This window comes from Kribbella sp. NPDC043289, assembly GCF_056436705.1.
In genome coordinates this window covers 141,474-157,602 of sequence record NZ_JBWKCB010000001.1, presented here as the reverse complement: position 1 = coordinate 157,602, position 16,129 = coordinate 141,474, and the positions used below count along the sequence as shown (strand labels likewise).

Below are 16,129 nucleotides of genomic sequence, written 5' to 3'. Positions count from 1 at the left end.
GACCACATGCAACCACAACAGACGGTGGCGCCGAACGGTCCTAGGCCGGCGCCGGGCTGGCCGGGGCCGCCGGCGTGGGGTTGCGACGCAGCAGGAAGCCGGTGACGACGAAGACGAAGCCCCAGCAGAGCGCGATCAGACCGAGCCAGACCGCGATCCCGACGACGCCGCCGCCCGGGTTGGCGACGAAGAACACGCCCAGCAGGATCGACAGTGCGGCGCCCAGCAGGATCAGCCAGCGGGGCGTGAGCCGGTAGCTGCTGAACGCAGTGAACACCTCGAACACGCCGCGGATGATCAGCCAGAGACCCACGAGCCAGGTCAGCGTCTTCGCCGTCACGCCCGGGTGGAAGATCGCCAGCAGCCCCACGACCAGCGCGATCAGCCCCAGCACCGCGCGCAGTGGCCGGCTTCCCTCCGTGCTCGACCGGAACGCCTGCGCGATCAGGCTGACGCCTTCGAACAGCGCCCAGAAGCCCCACAGCAGCATCAGCGCGAGCGCGGTCTCGATCGGCCAGGCGATCGCCAGGATGCCGAAGACGATCGCGATCGCCCCGCGGAGCACCATCATCTTCCAGCTCGACCCGAACAGCTCCCGGTCCATCGCCAGCCCCTTCCGGCCGCCACCCCGCGCTAAGACCTCATGATCGTCCGGGTCGGCGGCCAGAAGATCATCCGGTAGAGGTGAGGACGCTCCGGGATTCGGACACCACGGTTGATACACGTGTTCCGCGCTCCGAGAAAGGACGCTCGCAATGAGTTTCTGGGACATTGTGTGGTTCATCATCATCAGCTTCGCGTTCGTCGCGTACCTGATGGTGCTGTTCTCGATCATCGTGGACCTGTTCCGCGATTCCGGGACGTCAGGATGGGTCAAAGCCATCTGGCTGGTCCTGCTGCTGTTCATCCCGCTGCTCACGTCGCTCGTCTACGTCATCGTCCGCGGCAAGGGGATGGCGGACCGGACCATGCGCAGTCACGCCGATGCCGTGCAGCAACAGGAGGACTACATCAAGCAGGTCGCGTCGTCGTCGGCCAGCCCGGCCGACCAGATCGCCCAGGCCAGTGCACTGCTCGAGAAGGGAAAGATCTCGCAGGCCGAGTTCGACACCCTGAAGGCCAAGGCGCTGGCGGCCTGACCTGTCACCCACAGCGGAGGAGGACCGGCGGTGAGTGAACGCGACGAGGTAGCCCGGCTGCGCGAGCGAGTGGCCCAACTCGAATCCGAACTGGCCACCGCCGAGCAGCCGGCGACTCGCGATCGGGCGAGCCGCCGGGGCGCCTGGCGGACCGTCGTGGCCGCCGTACTCATTACGCTGGCCTGCCTGCTCGCGCCCTTGTCGGTCACGGCCGTCTGGGCGAGCAGGCAGGTCTCGGACACCAACAGGTACCTCGCGACCGTCGCGCCGCTGGCCGACGATCCCGCGGTCCAGAAGACGATCTCGGACGCCGTCACCCGCGAGATCTTCAACGCCGTCGACATCCAGGGGATCACCAACGACGCGCTGAACGCGATCTCCCGGCAGGGCCTGCCGCCGCGGGTCACCTCCAGCCTGCAGGCGCTCAACGGACCGCTCGTCAGCGGTATCCAGGGCTTCATCCAGGGCCAGGTCTCGAGCTTCGTCGCCAGCCCGGAGTTCGCGACCGTGTGGCGGCAGGCGAACGAGACCGCGCACGCCTCGCTGGTGAACATGCTCGAAGGCAAGCAAGGCGGCGCGCTCAGCGCGCAGAACGACACCGTCACGCTCAATCTGGCGCCGATCATCGCCCAGGTGAAGCAGCGACTGGTCGCGAACGGCTTCAGCCTGGCCGACAAGATCCCGGTGGTGAACAAGTCGATCGTGCTGGTCAAGTCCGACAGCGTCACCAAGGCCCAGGGCTTCTACCGGCTGCTGAACAACCTCGGCGTCTGGCTGCCGATCATCTCCCTGCTCCTGCTCGCCATCGGGGTGTACGTCGCCAAGAGCCATCGCCGGGCGCTGCTCTGGGGCGCGCTGGGATTCGCCGCGGCGATGCTATTGCTGGGTGTCGGCCTGACACTTGCGCGCATCTTCTATCTCAATGCCCTACCGACGGATGTGATCTCCCGGGACGCCGGCGGCGCCATCTTCGACACATTGGTCCGGTTCCTGCGCTACGGCCTGCGGGCCGTCGGAGCGCTCGCGCTGATCGTCGCGGCCGCGGCCTTCTTCACCGGCCCGTCGGTCACCGCGGTACGAACCCGCGCCGGGCTCGGCAACGGCATCGGATACCTGCGGAACCGGTCGGAGTCCGCGGGACTCAGCACGGGCCGCGTCGGAAGCTGGACCTACGCGCACAAGCGGCTGCTGCTGGTCCTCAGCGTGGTTGCCGGCGCGCTGGTCCTGACGCTCTGGTCGCAGCCGACCGCGGCCGTCGTGATCGTCACCGCGATCATCGTGGTGTTCGTCATCGCCGTGATCGAGTTCATCGGGCGTCCCCCGGCCCCGGCCGGCGGACCCCCTGCCGACCCGCCCGCTGACGCTGCCTGACGCCCGACTGACAACCGACCCCGCCCGCCTGACCAGGCGGGCGGGGTACCGGTTTCAGAGCCCAGTTTCAGAGCCCGGGCTCGGCCTCGAGGCGACCGCTCTTGATGGCCGCCAGGAACGCCTCGTAGTCGCGTTCGTTCTGGTCGGCGTACGCCTCGGCGTACTCCACCATCGCGTTCGGGAAGTCGTCATTGCTGTTCAGGTACGTCGCCAGCGCGATCCGGTCACCGCTGCGCGCGTGCGCCCGGGCCAGCGTCCAGCCGCAGAGCTGGCCGTACAGCGTCATCGTGGGCGGGTCCAACTTCTCCACCACCGCCGAGCCCTTCATGTCCCGCAGCTGCCGGACGTAGAAGTCGCGGGTCTGACCATCGATCCCCTCGACCCGTTGCCAACCGAGGAAGATGTCACTGGCCGCCTGCATCAGGCGCTGCCCCACCACCACGCGCTCGCCCTCGTTGCGGGGCGCGGACCGCGGCTTGAGCGCGCTCGGCACGTTCGCCTTCAGCACCGACGGGCCGGCCTCCTTGACCTGCAGGAAGAGCGGATCGCCGTCGTCCCGGCCGCGCATCAGTACGATCCAGCACCGGGTGCCCACGCTGCCCACGCCGACGACCTTGCGGGCCAGGTCGACGAACTCGAACTGGTCGAGCAGCACCCGCCGCTCGTTCGGGAGCGACCGGCGGTAGAGCGCGAGCAGGTTCTTGAACTGGGCCTCGAGCTCCTCGCGGCCGGCGTCCGGCAGCAGGTCGGCGATCGGCATCACCAACGGCGGGTCGGCCTTGATCCGGACCCCGTCCTCGGTCATCTCGGTGAGCTTCCCGAAGGCCTTCATGCTGCCGCTCCCCCGGGCCTTCAGCAGCGTCCGGTCGACGTTCTTACGCCGGCTCCGGGACATCTTGGTGCGCAGCGTGTCCTCGAGTTCCGCGACGTCGGCGCGGGCGTACCACACGTCGAGGGCGCGCATCGTCCCGAACTCGGCGCAGGCGTCGCGGTATCGGCGTACCGTCTCCAGGACGTTCGCCTTGCGCTCCTTGCGCGAGAAGCCGTTCCCGCGGCCGGCCACCGAGATGCTCGCGACGAGCCGTTTGACGTCCCATTCCCACGGCCCCTGGTACGTCTCGTCGAAGTCGTTGACGTCGAACAGCATCCGGCGTTCGGGAGATCCGAACAGCCCGAAGTTCGACAGGTGCGCGTCACCGCACAGCTGGGCGGCGAGGCCGGAGACCGGTGCCGCGCCGAGGTCGACCGCCATCCCGAGGGCGTTGCCCCGGAAGAACGTGAACGGTGACACCATCATCCGGCCGTGCCGCACCGGCACGAGCTCGGGCACGCGGATCGCGGCCTGCTCCTCGAGCAGCGCGACCGGGTCCGGACGATCCGGTGGCAGCACCAGCTCACCCTGATCACGCGGCGCCAGCGCCACGCGGGCCGCGAGTCCCAGCCGGGCGCGGTCGGCCGGCGCCAACCGGCGTACCGCTGATGTCAGGCCGGCATCGGCGCGCGTCGCTCGCGGCCGGGGCGCGGCCTTCTTCACGGCGGTTGTGGATTTGCGGGTCGTCACCGTCGTGCTCCGTGGGGACATGCTGCCCTTCCCTTCCGTATGGTCGATCCGGGCCCGTGCAGACTCCGATCCAGGGGCCCTCAGCAAACACCGGGAGCGACCAGGCAACATCACCCCCGCTGGATGAACCGTCCGGCAGGGGCGCGTGCGATGGTCTCAGCCGCCCGGTGGAACCTGTACCTTCCTCGGATCCTGCTGGCGCGCCATCCGTAACGAAGTGATCAGACCCGCGAGTCCGGCGAGCACCGGGATGCCCAGCGCGACCTGAAGGGCGATCGGCCGCGCGGTCGTGTTGATCCGGATGATCTCGTCCTGGGTCTGCGGCGGCTGTCCGTCGAGCACCTTCTCGAGATCGGTGTTGCTCATCACCTGCGCGTCGTCCTCCAGTGCCTGGGCGACCTGGGTCTGCTCGTCCGGGCTCAGCACCGTGCTCGCATCCGACTTGGCGGTGAAGGTGAAGGACAGCGTGGCCAGCATGATGGCGCCGGTGAACGCCAGCCCGAACGACAGCCCGAACGAGCCGGCGGCCGAGTTGACGCCGGCCGCTTCGCTCACACGTTCCTCCGAGATCGGCCCGAGCGTGTAGTTGTTGAGCTGCGACACCAGCAGACCCAACCCGGATCCCGCGATGATCAGCGGCGCGATCAGCGCCCAGCCGGAGTGCACCCGCGGCACGATCGGGATCAGCAGCGCGAGCCCCACGAGCAACAATGCGAAGCCGGCGCGGATGATGCTGCTCGGGCGCCGTCGTCCCGCTCGGCGCTCGGCCAGGATTGCCATCCCGAACATGCTCAGCGACAGCGGCGCGAGGGACAGGCCGGCCTGCATCGCGTTGTACTCGAGGACCATCTGCAGATAGATCGGCAACGCGATCATCGTGCCGCCCAGCGCGATCTGCTGGAGCGTCTGACCGGACAGCCCGAGCCGGTAGACGACGGACTTGAACAGCCCCGGGTCGAGCAGCGTCGCCTTGCCCTGCCGCTTGCGCCGTACCAGCCACCAGACGAACGCCGCCATCGCCAGCGCGCCGACGGCGATGGTCAGGCCGACGTACTCCCCGCCTTCCTGCCAGACCAGGATGCCCAGCACGATGCCGCCCATACCCAGCACGGACAAGATGGCGCCGACCACGTCCACCTGCCGGGATCCGGTGTACGGCACGTCGTGCACCAGCCCCTGGCCGGCCAGCACGACCGCGATCACCACGACCTCGAGCAGGAAACCGATCCGCCAGGACAGGTACGTCGTGATGAAGCCGCCGAGCAGCGGTCCGACCGCGGCCGCCAGCGCGGCAGCGGCCCCGACCACGGCGTACGCCTTGACCTGGGCCGCTCCCTCGAAGTTCCCGTGGATCAGCGACTGCATCGCGGGCAGCAGCATGGACGCGCCGAGGCCGCCGACGAACGCCCAGAAGACGATGATCGCGGTCAGGCTCTGCGCCAGGGTCATCGCGATCGCGCCGACGGCGTACCCGAGCAGCCCGAGCACGTACGCGCGTTTGCGCCCGATCAGGTCACCGACCTTGCTGCCGATCAGGATGAACGCCGCGGACACCAGCGCCTCGAGCGCGATGGCCGATTGCACGCCGCTGACCGTCGTGTCGAGGTCGCGGACCACCGACGAGATCGAGACGTTCATCAGTGAGGTGTCGACGACGAGCACGAACATCGCCATCGCCAGCAGGACGGCCAGCTTCGGACTGGCCGTCCGCCCGGCCGACCCCTGACTCGTCTCCTCGGTCATGGCGCGGGCGCCAGGTCAGCCGGCGAGGATCTTGGCTTTTTGCGCCTCGAACTCGGCATCGGTGAGCACGCCGGACGACTTCAGTTCACCCAGTTGCTTGAGCTGGTCCAACCGGTCCGCAGTGGCGTCAGCCGGCGCCTCCGGAGGCGCCACCGGCGCGGGCTGCTGTGCGTACTGCGGGTCGTCCGCCGCCGCATCGGCGTCCTGCTGGGCGAACTTCTGGTCCTGATGCCGCCGAACGCGACCCGCGACAACCGACGCGGTGCCCGCGACGGCGGCGGTCCTTGCTATTCCTCGCAACAGTCCCGGCATGTCAGGCTCCTCAACTCGTCGATTCCATGCTTTCCAGGGCGTCGAGTGCTTCCATCACGTCCTCGGCGGGAATCCGGCCGCCGGCGACCAGCTCGCCGCCGGACTCCAGCGCCGCCGCGATGAACGGGATCGCCCAGGTGTTCTCGTAGACGATCAGCGCCGCCAGCGTGCCGGGCCGCATCGCGTTCGCCGCCTCGGCGAGGTCGTCGTCGGCGAGGATCCCGGACCGGGCGCCGCCGAGAGCCGCGAAGCTGCCTGCCTCACCGGTCGCTTCGGCCAGGTCCACGCCGTAGACGGTGCCGTCGGAGTTCTTACCGACCAGCATCACGTCGTACACCTGGACGATGCCGCGTTCGACGAGGCTGACGACTTCCTCGGCCGCCCGACCGGTCAACTTGTTGCCGGTGAACTCGAGGAGCACGTAGTCGATGGGGCCATGAACCTCTACGTCTGACATGGTTTCCGTCCCTCCACCAGGATCCCGGCGACCCCTGTACGCCGTCAGCCTGCCGCGCTGCGGTGACGGCGCCATCCCCCACGTCGGATGAAGTCAGTCGGATGAACTCACGCGCTGAAATCAGCCGGGCAGGACGGCGGGCGCCGCGGCGTCGGCCGGGGTGAGCTGCCGGATGCTCAGGATCATCAGGCCGGCGGACTGCAGCATCGCGACGAGATCGGCGATGCCCTGCCCCTCACGGACCCGCAGCCGGATCGCTCCGAAGGTCTCGTGCTCGGCGAACGGGCCGGCGCAGAACGCGAGCACGGCCGGCCGCAGATCCCCTTGCACGACCACCTGGTACGACGGGCCGCGACACTCACGTGGTTTCATCGTCTTCCCTCTCCGGATCGATATCGATCCGTTCCGTCGACGACGAGGGCGCGTCGAGCACCCGGCGTACCTCGATCACCTCGATGCCCAGGGCCCGCAGTCGCGCCAGCAGACCGTAGAGCGCGGACTGGTCGGGGATGCCGTACACGACGGTGTTGACCTGGTCGACCGCCAGTGTCTCCGCGCCCATGTCCTGAAGGTCCTGATCGGGTACGGCGCCCGCCACGCGGATCTCGTACGTCGCGTCGGCCATCGCCCCACTCCGTTCCCAACGTGTCCGTTCGACGCTCGCAAAGCTCGGGATCGGCGGCGTCATCCCTGCGGGGTGAACTGCCTTCGCAGCTTGGGGAAATCGGCCGCGGGCCGTCTCCGAATGTCCGGCAATCGGGCGGAGAACGCTGGTTTTACCAGACCTGCCGTGTTTTCGTCGAAGAGTGTGGCCTCGCCGGACACCGCTCTGCCAGCGGTAGGCGAAGGCCGCGCATTGCAGGAGGGGGCAATGCCGAGCGATCAGCAGTCAGGGGCGGGGAACACCAGCACCAGTCGAGCAGCAGCACCGTTCGAGGATCACCTCAGGAACACCGCGAAGCACTGGGTGATGCCACCGGGGACGGTGCCGCGGCCGCGTCTGGTCGAACGCGTGAGCGTCGGGGTCGAGACGTCGCTCACGCTGGTCAGCGCGCCCGCGGGCTTCGGGAAGACCATGGTGCTGAGCGCGTGGACCGCGCTCTACCAGGGTCCGGCCGTGGTACGGCGGATCGCGCTGGACGCCGGCGGTGACCAGCCGGCCGTCGTACTGGACACGGTCCGCGACGCCCTGCGCGGACGCGGACGCGACGTACTCGTGCTGGTGGTGGACTGCGGCGCGTCGACGATGACGCCGGAGTTCGGGACCAGCCTGCATCGCCTGATCCGGGGGAACTCCGGGCGCGTCCGGGTGATCCTGGTGACGCGCACCGATCCGCCGTTGCCGCTGCACCTGTACCGGCTGGCGGGCACCATCGCCGAGATCCGCGCCGACGACCTGGCCTTCACGCTGGACGAGGCGGCCGAGCTGATGCGCGGGCACCATGTCGACCTCAGTACGTCGGAGGTCGCGGACCTGCATGCCCGGACCAACGGATGGCCGGCCGGACTGATGTTCGCAGCGATGAACCTGGCCGGGAAGACCGATGCGGAGCGGGTCATCCGCGAGTTCCGCGGCGACACGGGGAACGTCGCGGCGTACCTGATGACCGAGGTGCTCGAGACGCAGCCTCCGGAGCTACGCGAGTTCCTGCTCCGGACCAGCGTCGTCGACGAGGTCAAGCCGGGGTTGGCCGAGGCGCTGACCGGTCGTCCGTGCAGCCCACGGTCGCTGGAGATGCTGTCGCACGGCAACTCGTTCATCCAGCCGGTTCCGGACACCGTCGACAGCTACACCTACCAGCCGTTGTTCCGCGAGTTCCTGCGCGCCCAGCTGCTGTACGAGCGTCCTGCCGCCGTCCAGGCCCTGCACCACTCGGCCGCAGGCTGGTACGCCGCCAACGATCGGCCGGTGGACGCGATCCACCACGCGATCGCTGCCGGTGACTGGCGGAGCGCGGCGCGGTACCTGGTGGAGGACCTCGACGTCGCCGATCTGCTCGTCGGACGCCGGCGCCGGCAACTGTCGTCGTTGTTCGCCGGGTTCCCTGACGACCTGGACGACTCCGAGGCCTCGGTCGTCCGGGCTGCCCGGGCGCTGGCGACGTTCGACGTCGACCAGGCGCGGTCGAAGCTCGACCAGGCCAGGGATCGGCTGGACGCTCAGGTGTCGTCGCGAAGCCGGGCGACGCAACTGGCGATCAGTGTCCTGCAGGCAGTCTGCGGGAGCTTGGACGAGGACACCGACACGGGGTTGAGCGCCGTACTGAACGCGGAGGCGGATCTGCGCGCGGCGTCCTGGGACTCGGCCGTCACACACCCGGAACCGCGGCTCCTGGTCGCCAGTGGGAAGGGCCGGGTGCTGCTGGAGCGTGGCGACTTCCCGGCCGCCCTCGCGGCCTTCACCGACGGGATCGCGATCGCGGAAGCGGCCGCCGCGCACGAGACCCTGGCCGACCTGCTCGGGATGGCAGCTCTGGTGGAGGCGGTCTGGGGACATCTGCGGCGAGCAGCCGAGGTCGTCTCGCACGCGACCGCCCTGGCGGAGTCCGTGACGGAATCGGTGACCGAGGTGCCACAGTCCGCGATCGTGGCCGACGCCTGGGTGCAGACCGCGCGGGGCAATCTGCCGAGCGCCGAGGAGCTCGTCCAGCGTGCTGCCGACGCGGCGCCGACCCACGACTCACGCGTACTCGCTGCCGCGCTCGCGCTGGTACGCGCCCGGTTGCTGCGGGCCAACGGCGACATCGACCTTGCCGCTGCCGAGCTGCGCGCGGCCGGAACGCGGTACGGCGCGCAGGGCGGTTGGCTCAGCCAGGCGATGGTCGTCGACGAGGCGAAGATGCTCGTCGCGCAGCACCAGCCGCGTGAGGCCATCTCGGTCATCGAGCAGTCCCAGGGGCGCGACCAGACGGGGTCCCTCCTGGTGCTGCAGTGCGCCACGGCCGAGGCCGGCGAGCAGCCGCCGACGCCGGCACCGGCGTTCACGGACCGCGCTGTCCCGTTGGAGACCCAGGTGGACGGCTGGTTGGTCCAGGCCGCCGAGTCGCTGCGCAGCGGCGACACCACCCGCAGTGGTCTCTACCTGGAGCGCGCGCTCAGACTGGCCGCTCCTGAACAGCTCCGTCGCCCGTTCGCGGAGGCACCCCCGCCACTGCGCAACCTCCTGCAACCGAGCAGCGATCTGCTCCGGCAGCACCCGTGGCTCCGGGTGCCGAATACCTCGGACGGACGCGACCGTGCCGCCAGTCGTTGGGGTGTCCCACGGTCCGAGCTGGTGGTCACCGCCTCGCTGACCAGCAAGGAGCACGAGGTGCTCGAGTACCTCGCCGAACTGCTGACCACCGAAGAGATCGCGCGCACCATGTACGTCTCGGTGAACACGGTGCGGAGCCATGTACGCAGCATCCTGCGCAAACTGAGCGCATCCCGCCGGAACGAGGCCGTCCGGCGCGCCTGGGAGCTGGGACTGCTGCCCTCACGCCCGGAGCCGTGATCGGTCTCCGGGCGCCGGGTACGTCGGACAAGGGGGGATCGCCATGTGGCGATCGGTGTTGCTGCACGAGTTTCCGGACCATCAGGTCGAGACCCTGCACGGTTTACCAGGACGCTTGGCGCCGAACTCGCTGGTCCTGGAGCCGTCCGCCGGCATCGTGCTGATCGCACCGGGCCGCAGTCTCCACTACGTCCTCGACACTCCGCTGACGGAGGTCGTCGGGGTCAGCTGCCGCTTGCGGTTCGAACGCCCCGGGCTGGCGGTGAGTTCGTCCGTACCGATCCTTCGGCTCGGGAACGCGGTCGAACTGAGTCTCGAGCCGCTGACCACCTATCAGGCCTTGGTCCGGGTCCAGGTGCACCGCAAATACCACGACCTCGGCCAGCTGCCGAACGCCAGTACGCACTTCGTGGAGCTGCGTCTCGACTGGCACACCAACGGCAAGACCTATCTGCGCGCCGACGGGCGGCTCATCGGCTACCACGACGCGTTCAGCCGCGGTTCCCGGCTGACGATCGAGGACGTGACGTTCGGGCGCCCCGGGTCCGTCCCCACCGCCACCGACGCACGCTTCCAGTTGGGCGAGTTCTTCATCCGCGCGCTCAACCGCCGTACGTACTGGCCACGACGGAACGCGCAGCCGGCCGTGACGGCCTAGCGCCTGCGCCGGCCCGGCCTGCGCGGAGTGGCCACCAGACCGGCAAGGCGACCGCAGGCGGCTCCGAGCGTCGCGCCGACCAGAACATCACTCGGGTAGTGCACCCCGGTGTACACCCGGGAGAACGCGACCACGGCCGCCGCGATCCGCAGCGGCGGCCGCAACGCCGGTACGACGTGCCCGACCGCGACCGCGAAGGCGACTGCGGAGGCGGAGTGCCCGGACGGAAAGGACCCCGACTCCGGCATCCGCACCCATCGTTGCGCGGGCACCCCGAGCCCGCGCCGATCCGGCCGCGTACGTTCACCGCCGGTCTTCTTGAGCGGCTGATTCACCACCAACGACACGGCTCCGATCGCCGACAGCCCGGCGACCGCGGCACGGCGTCCCGACGGCCCGCCGAACAGCGCGAGCCCGCCCGACACCAGGAACCAGGGCTTGGAGAAGTTGGCGAAATCGGACACTCGCCGCAGCGGTTCGTCGAGCGCGGGCGTGGAGAGGTGGGCGACCGCTCGGTACAGCGCGCGGTCGTACTCCGTGAGCCGCTGCGTCGCCCGACGGATGCGCGTCACCAGGTCAGCTCGACCTCGAGCTCGCTCCCGTCGTCCCCGAGCTCGTACTCGAGCTTGAGGAACACCTCGTCGGGAACGTGCACCCGGACCACCAGGCCGCCCTGGTCGAACTCGACGTCGTTCTCCCTGGTGAGCGTGTCGGCGATCGCGTGCAGGCGAGCGGCCGCGGCCTCGCGGCTCATCGGCTCCTTCTCGTGGATCTCGATCAGATCCATCAGTGCCTCCCAGGGATCGAAGGTACGGCGTGAGCCTCGCGGCCGAGAGCGATCCGGACCAACGCGGCCAGGCCGTCACGGAAGCCCTCGGGAGCCATCGCCGACGGCGACGAGCCCGGATGCTGATGCGCGATCCGAACCCGCAGTACGCCGGGCCTGGTGGTGAACCGCAGCGGCGCGTCGAGGACGAGCGCCTCCCCGTCGATGCCCGCCGGCAAGGGGCGATCCGCGTCGACCTCGAAGGTCTTCGCCGTCCACTCACGCATCGGACGCAGCTGACGGTCCTCGCCGTCGGCCGGCGCGCCCACGACGGTGATGCCGAGCAGACCGTCGTCGATCCGCGGGCGAGTGCCCGAACCGACGGCGCGACCGAGGCGGTAGCGGTTATTGGAGATCAGTACCGCGGCGCCCCCGCGGTGTTCGTCGCCGCCCGGCCCGTCCCAGCGCAGATCGAGATCGCTGCCGCCGGCACCGAGGGCATCGGGCACGGTGTCCAGGATCGTGCGCAGTTTCGCCTCGCGGTACCCGGTCCGCTGCACGGCTTCGGCATACAGGCCGAGCGACACGTTGTTGACGAAAACCCGGCCGTTGACGTCGGCGAGATCGACCAGCCGCTCACCACCGTCGACGAAGGCGTCCAGCGCCCCGACGACGTCGTCACGGTCGACCCCGAGGTCGAGCGCGAAGTGGTTCCGGGTGCCGGCCGGTATGCAGGCGTACGGCAGTGAGCGTTCTGCTGCGATCGCGGCCACGATCGCCTGCGAACCGTCCCCGCCGGCCATCGCGAGCGCGTCGGCACCCCGCTCGACCGCGCCCCGGACCAGGGTCTCCAGATCGTCGCCGCGCTTCAGCTCGATCGGCTCGATCCCCCGGGCCCGCGCCTCCTTGGCGAGTTCGAACTTCTGCGCCTTGCCGCCACCCGAGAGCGGGTTGAAGAACAGCACCGCCCGCTTCGGTGCGGGAGCCGACGGAAGATCCATGTGCGAGGCGAAACTTGCGCGGGTCGCCGCCAGAGTGATCAGCAGGCCCACCACGACCAGGAGATCAGCGCCGAACGAACCACGGACGATCAGGATGATCACCGCGGCGATCACTGCCGCGGCGGCCACCGCCAGCCCGACGATACGGACGACTCCACGATGAAGTACGCCGTACCACGCAGCGAGCGCGGCGATGACCGCACACCCCAGCAACACCAGGCCGCGAGGGAACTCGCGCACCGAGACGACGACGCCGAGCACCAGCGTCGCCGCCCCCACCAGCAACGCGACCACCGCCGCGAGCCGCTGTCTCACAACTCACCCACCGACGCCGGCGCACTCAGCGCTGGAGCGGAGGCGTGGTCCGCTGCGGCGGTGTCGCATCGGCCATCTGCTGGCCGTCCCACGGAGCCTCACCCGTGTCCCCGAGCTGCTCGCGGACGCCCGACCACCGCGCGGTCAGCGCGAACAGGATGAAGACGTCCAGCGCGATCATCAGCAACGCCCACACCGGGTACGCGCCGATCCAGGCGACCTGGATCACTGCGTGCAGGCCGACCAGGATGATGGCAGTGATCCGCGCCCACGTCTGCGCCACCAGCAGGCCGGCGCCGACGCCCATCAGGAGCAGCCCGGAGATCAGCAGAACCCATCCCCAACCGGTGGTGTCCACAACGACCAGGTGGTTCCGCGTCAGCACCAGACGCTCATCGGAGAACAGGGCGATGAATCCCTCGAAGATGTTGATCAGCCCGATCACCAGCATCAGGCAGCCGGCGAACACGACCGTACCGGTCATGACCGGACTGCTCTCTTTCGCGGCCATCGTGGTACTCCTCTCATCGGCCGCCGCGGATTCGGCGGCACGCATCTGAAAGCTTGTTCCGGAAGGCACAACTACGCCTCACCCCGCGCGGATGAGCCCGCCGGAGCGATGGTCGATCAGCCCTGGCCCTTGCAGCTCTGGGTCAATGTCGTCGCGAACGACGACGTCGCGGTGCCGAGCTGTCTGAGCGCCGCGGTGATCTGCGGCGCCTTCTGTTTGAGCGTGTCCGCGGTCACTCCGCTCGCGGCCGTCTCCAACGCCATGAACGCCGTCTTGACGCCTTCGATGGCCGGCTGCAGGGCGGCCGACATGGCGGCGCTCGCAACGGCCAGGTTGTTCTTCACCGCAGACAGCGCGGCGTTCAGCGCGGTCAGGCCGTCCTGCGCCGGCTTCACGTTCGAGAGGTCGTCCAGCGAGGACTTCAGGGCCTGCGCGGTCGTGCAGGCCTCCGAAGTACTCCCCGTCGCCGGCGCCGAGGCGTTCCCCGACGGAGTCGACTGACCGGACGTCGAGTTGCCCGAGCAGGCGACCAGTACGACGAGCAGGGCAAGGGTGACCAGTGCGCTGGCGACCGATCGGCGTACGCCGAGGCGTGGCATGGTGTCCCCCGTCGGCTGCACGGCTACTTCGCGGTGGCGTTCTTGACCTCCGACGCGCTGTCCGCGTCGACCTCTTGCTTGGTCACCTTGGTGGCGTGCGCCAGCGCCTTGTCGACGTCCTTGACCCACACTTCCTCGAACAGCGCCACGATGCCTGAGCTGTCGGGCGGCAGCGTGTCCTCGACGTCGGCCTTGATCTCTTTCCGCTCGTGGTGCGACTTGAGGCCGCCGATGCCGAGCCCGGCGCCCGCGCCGACCAGCGCGCCCGCCAGCAGGCTGGGCGGGAAGATCAGACCGATGACCGCGCCGCCGACCGCGCCCCAGGCCGCACCCTTCCGGGCGGTGTGGAAGTCGTCGTCCACGTGGATCTTGCCGTCGGCGGCGCGGCTGACGAGAACCAGGCCGTCGACCTTGATCACGTCGTCCGACGCGGCTTGTTTGATCGCGTCCCAGTCCTGACGCGCCGCGTCCGCGTCCATGTAAGCGGCGATGTACAGGTCGACGGGAGCTTTGATGTCGGATGCCACGGGTCTGTCCTCCTGATCGGGCGTGCGCTCTCGCCCTCACGATGCCTCCGGCCGCGGCCGGAACACCTCACCCCGTGCGGACTACTCAGGACGGCGTACCGGAGTCAGTCGGCGAGCCTGCGACCGAGGCTGGCGAGATCGCGGGTGGCACCCGCGCGTACCAGTTCTGCCGACAAGGCGTCGACCGAGCAGCCCAGGCAGTCGGCCAGCACGAGCAGGAGCAGGCCCGCCTCCTCGATGTCGAGGTGGTGATAGCCGGCCAGCACTACGGTTGCTTCGTCCCGGAGCGTGGCCGTCCGGAGACTGTCGATGAACGGATCGCGGGAGGGGTCGGGTCGGCGATCGCCGCCACGGTGGTCAGCATGGTGGTCAACCATGATCTCAAGCCTTCTGACTCTTGCTCGGCCAACGGACTGTTCCCCCGAACTGTCCCTGTGCAGCGGCAGCACTTCGACTGTACTCCGCGTCGGCGATCCCGCCAGAGCGAGTTTCACCCCGGACGGAGGAGGCGCGGCCGGGCCCGCGTGGGCATGCTGGCGACCGCGGCGGCGCTATCGGGACCCCGGGGTAAAGGACTGAGAACGTGAGCGAGACGTGGCGATCATCCGACGCCGATGGGCCAGAGGCCCGGTCCTCCTACGTCGGCACACTGCAAAGTGTCCGGCTGTACTGCCTGTACCTGACCACCATCGCCGGACTGATCTGCGCGATCGGCAGCTGGGGAATCGGCGGCACTGCCATCAGCGTGGTCGTGATCGGGATGGCGGCGGGTGTCATCGCGGCGTCGGTGGCAAAGACCGAGGGGAGCGGCGAGTTCCGCCGGATCGCCCGGGTCACGTTCGCCACCGCGCTGGTCGCGCCGGCTGCCATGGGGCTGATCGCGGTCTTCGGCTTCACCGGCGTGCTGATCGTGGGGCTTCTCGCGATCACCACACCGGCCCTCACCTCGAAGCTCCCGAGGAGGCGGCCGAGGACGAAGGCCCCTCCCGCTCCACCACCGCCGATGCCGCTGCCCCCCAATCACACGGGCACCTACACGGCGGCACCTGGCGCCGACGCCCCGTCCCGTCCGGCGCGAGAACTCGATGCCCTCGACGACCAGGCGTTGTGCTGGGCCTGGCGCCGGAGCTTCCGCTTGCTGGAGGCCGCGCCGTCGGCGATCGAACGGCTCTCCGTCGTCGTCCAGCGACAGCAGTACCTCGACGAGCTCCACCGGCGGTCCCCGGAGGGACTCGCGGCCTGGCTCGCCTCCGGGGCGCGAGCCTCCGGCAACCCACTCCCGTACGTCGAGGACGCCCGCCGCCGAGCGAACTAGACCTCGTCCAGACGCGCGATCAGGGTCTTCGGCGCGACCTGGCGGAACGCGTTCTCGACCAGGTCCTCGAAGTGCTCCCAGTCCACGTCGACGTCCAGGTAGACACCGAGCCAGCCGCGATGACCGACGTACGGCGGCCGGTAGAAGTGCTCCGGATCCGTCGCGACCAGTGACTCCTGGACACCCGGTGGCGCCGCCATCCAGACGCCGAGACGGTCGTCGTGGTGATGGTCGGCGTACATCACGAACGTCTTCTTGTCGCGGACGAACCAGGTCGGCTCACCGTGGCTCGGCCGCTCGGTTGCTTCGGGCATCGCCAGGCACAACCGGCGTACCCGCTCCAGGACGTCCATCGACTCAC

The 16,129-nt window shown here is 69.4% G+C and carries 20 protein-coding genes; 5 read left to right on the top strand and 15 right to left on the bottom strand.

Features of this window, described 5'->3' with window-relative positions:
• Nucleotides 1–40: 40 nt before the first annotated feature.
• Nucleotides 41–604 carry an HdeD family acid-resistance protein gene (locus AC0662_RS00745; RefSeq protein WP_452195714.1) on the bottom strand — a complete coding sequence of 188 codons (564 nt, stop codon included), beginning with the start codon at nucleotides 602–604 and terminating at the stop codon, nucleotides 41–43.
• Between the two features lie 151 nt (nucleotides 605–755).
• On the opposite strand from AC0662_RS00745, the gene AC0662_RS00740 reads away from it, so the two are divergent.
• Together AC0662_RS00740 and AC0662_RS00735 are read left to right on the top strand one after the other, a co-directional pair.
• Nucleotides 756–1,139: an SHOCT domain-containing protein gene (locus AC0662_RS00740; RefSeq protein WP_452195712.1), complete on the top strand. Its 384-nt coding sequence runs from the start codon at nucleotides 756–758 to the stop codon at nucleotides 1,137–1,139.
• A gap of 30 nt (nucleotides 1,140–1,169) precedes the next feature.
• The gene (locus AC0662_RS00735) at nucleotides 1,170–2,510 is read left to right on the top strand and encodes a hypothetical protein (RefSeq protein ID WP_452195711.1); all 1,341 of its coding nucleotides are present in this window, start codon (nucleotides 1,170–1,172) and stop codon (nucleotides 2,508–2,510) included.
• A 67-nt stretch (nucleotides 2,511–2,577) separates the two neighbouring features.
• On the opposite strand, the gene AC0662_RS00730 is transcribed toward AC0662_RS00735, so the two are convergent.
• The 6 genes from AC0662_RS00730 to AC0662_RS00705 form a co-directional block, all read right to left on the bottom strand.
• The gene (locus AC0662_RS00730; protein WP_478297584.1) at nucleotides 2,578–4,092 is read right to left on the bottom strand and encodes a DUF2252 domain-containing protein; all 1,515 of its coding nucleotides are present in this window, start codon (nucleotides 4,090–4,092) and stop codon (nucleotides 2,578–2,580) included.
• Between the two features lie 135 nt (nucleotides 4,093–4,227).
• Complete coding sequence (locus tag AC0662_RS00725; protein ID WP_478297582.1) at nucleotides 4,228–5,814, bottom strand: MFS transporter; 1,587 nt, start codon at nucleotides 5,812–5,814, stop codon at nucleotides 4,228–4,230.
• 15 nt (nucleotides 5,815–5,829) lie between these two features.
• Nucleotides 5,830–6,126, bottom strand: coding sequence for an SHOCT domain-containing protein (locus AC0662_RS00720; protein ID WP_478297580.1), 297 nt, complete (start codon nucleotides 6,124–6,126; stop codon nucleotides 5,830–5,832).
• 10 nt (nucleotides 6,127–6,136) lie between these two features.
• On the bottom strand, nucleotides 6,137–6,583 hold the full coding sequence (locus AC0662_RS00715; RefSeq protein ID WP_452195704.1) for a DUF6325 family protein: 447 nt from the start codon (nucleotides 6,581–6,583) through the stop codon (nucleotides 6,137–6,139).
• A 120-nt stretch (nucleotides 6,584–6,703) separates the two neighbouring features.
• Nucleotides 6,704–6,955, bottom strand: a complete 252-nt coding sequence (locus tag AC0662_RS00710; protein WP_452195702.1) for a hypothetical protein — start codon at nucleotides 6,953–6,955, stop codon at nucleotides 6,704–6,706.
• Nucleotides 6,942–7,208, bottom strand: a complete 267-nt coding sequence (locus AC0662_RS00705; RefSeq protein ID WP_452195700.1) for a hypothetical protein — start codon at nucleotides 7,206–7,208, stop codon at nucleotides 6,942–6,944. Before AC0662_RS00705 ends, AC0662_RS00710 begins: the two co-directional genes overlap by 14 nt.
• Before the next feature lie 246 nt (nucleotides 7,209–7,454).
• Between AC0662_RS00705 and AC0662_RS00700 the strand changes: the two genes are divergently transcribed.
• Together AC0662_RS00700 and AC0662_RS00695 are read left to right on the top strand one after the other, a co-directional pair.
• Nucleotides 7,455–10,076 carry a helix-turn-helix transcriptional regulator gene (locus AC0662_RS00700; RefSeq protein ID WP_452195698.1) on the top strand — a complete coding sequence of 874 codons (2,622 nt, stop codon included), beginning with the start codon at nucleotides 7,455–7,457 and terminating at the stop codon, nucleotides 10,074–10,076.
• Between the two features lie 43 nt (nucleotides 10,077–10,119).
• The gene (locus AC0662_RS00695) at nucleotides 10,120–10,734 is read left to right on the top strand and encodes a hypothetical protein (RefSeq protein ID WP_452195696.1); all 615 of its coding nucleotides are present in this window, start codon (nucleotides 10,120–10,122) and stop codon (nucleotides 10,732–10,734) included.
• Here AC0662_RS00695 and AC0662_RS00690 read toward each other — a convergent pair.
• The 7 genes from AC0662_RS00690 to AC0662_RS00660 all read right to left on the bottom strand — a co-directional run bounded on the left by AC0662_RS00690 (nucleotide 10,731) and on the right by AC0662_RS00660 (nucleotide 14,830).
• Entirely contained in the window at nucleotides 10,731–11,306 is a 576-nt protein-coding gene (locus AC0662_RS00690; protein WP_452195694.1) for a phosphatase PAP2 family protein, read from the bottom strand. The genes AC0662_RS00695 and AC0662_RS00690 overlap by 4 nt on opposite strands.
• The gene (locus AC0662_RS00685) at nucleotides 11,303–11,521 is read right to left on the bottom strand and encodes an amphi-Trp domain-containing protein (protein WP_478297577.1); all 219 of its coding nucleotides are present in this window, start codon (nucleotides 11,519–11,521) and stop codon (nucleotides 11,303–11,305) included. Before AC0662_RS00685 ends, AC0662_RS00690 begins: the two co-directional genes overlap by 4 nt.
• A complete protein-coding gene (locus AC0662_RS00680) occupies nucleotides 11,521–12,816 on the bottom strand; it encodes a diacylglycerol/lipid kinase family protein (RefSeq protein ID WP_478297575.1) in 1,296 nt (431 codons plus the stop codon). Before AC0662_RS00680 ends, AC0662_RS00685 begins: the two co-directional genes overlap by 1 nt.
• A gap of 25 nt (nucleotides 12,817–12,841) precedes the next feature.
• Entirely contained in the window at nucleotides 12,842–13,327 is a 486-nt protein-coding gene (locus AC0662_RS00675; RefSeq protein WP_452195688.1) for a DUF7144 family membrane protein, read from the bottom strand.
• A 116-nt stretch (nucleotides 13,328–13,443) separates the two neighbouring features.
• Nucleotides 13,444–13,947, bottom strand: a complete 504-nt coding sequence (locus AC0662_RS00670; protein ID WP_452195686.1) for a hypothetical protein — start codon at nucleotides 13,945–13,947, stop codon at nucleotides 13,444–13,446.
• Nucleotides 13,948–13,949: 2 nt separating this feature from the next.
• Nucleotides 13,950–14,453: a DUF1269 domain-containing protein gene (locus AC0662_RS00665; protein ID WP_478297573.1), complete on the bottom strand. Its 504-nt coding sequence runs from the start codon at nucleotides 14,451–14,453 to the stop codon at nucleotides 13,950–13,952.
• 104 nt (nucleotides 14,454–14,557) lie between these two features.
• Nucleotides 14,558–14,830 carry a hypothetical protein gene (locus AC0662_RS00660; protein WP_478297571.1) on the bottom strand — a complete coding sequence of 91 codons (273 nt, stop codon included), beginning with the start codon at nucleotides 14,828–14,830 and terminating at the stop codon, nucleotides 14,558–14,560.
• A gap of 206 nt (nucleotides 14,831–15,036) precedes the next feature.
• Here AC0662_RS00660 and AC0662_RS00655 point away from each other — a divergent pair, with 206 nt between their 5' ends.
• On the top strand, nucleotides 15,037–15,768 hold the full coding sequence (locus tag AC0662_RS00655; RefSeq protein WP_452195680.1) for a hypothetical protein: 732 nt from the start codon (nucleotides 15,037–15,039) through the stop codon (nucleotides 15,766–15,768).
• Here AC0662_RS00655 and AC0662_RS00650 read toward each other — a convergent pair.
• Entirely contained in the window at nucleotides 15,765–16,121 is a 357-nt protein-coding gene (locus AC0662_RS00650) for an MmcQ/YjbR family DNA-binding protein (RefSeq protein WP_478297569.1), read from the bottom strand. The two genes, AC0662_RS00655 and AC0662_RS00650, sit on opposite strands and share 4 nt — an antisense overlap.
• Nucleotides 16,122–16,129: the final 8 nt, after the last annotated feature.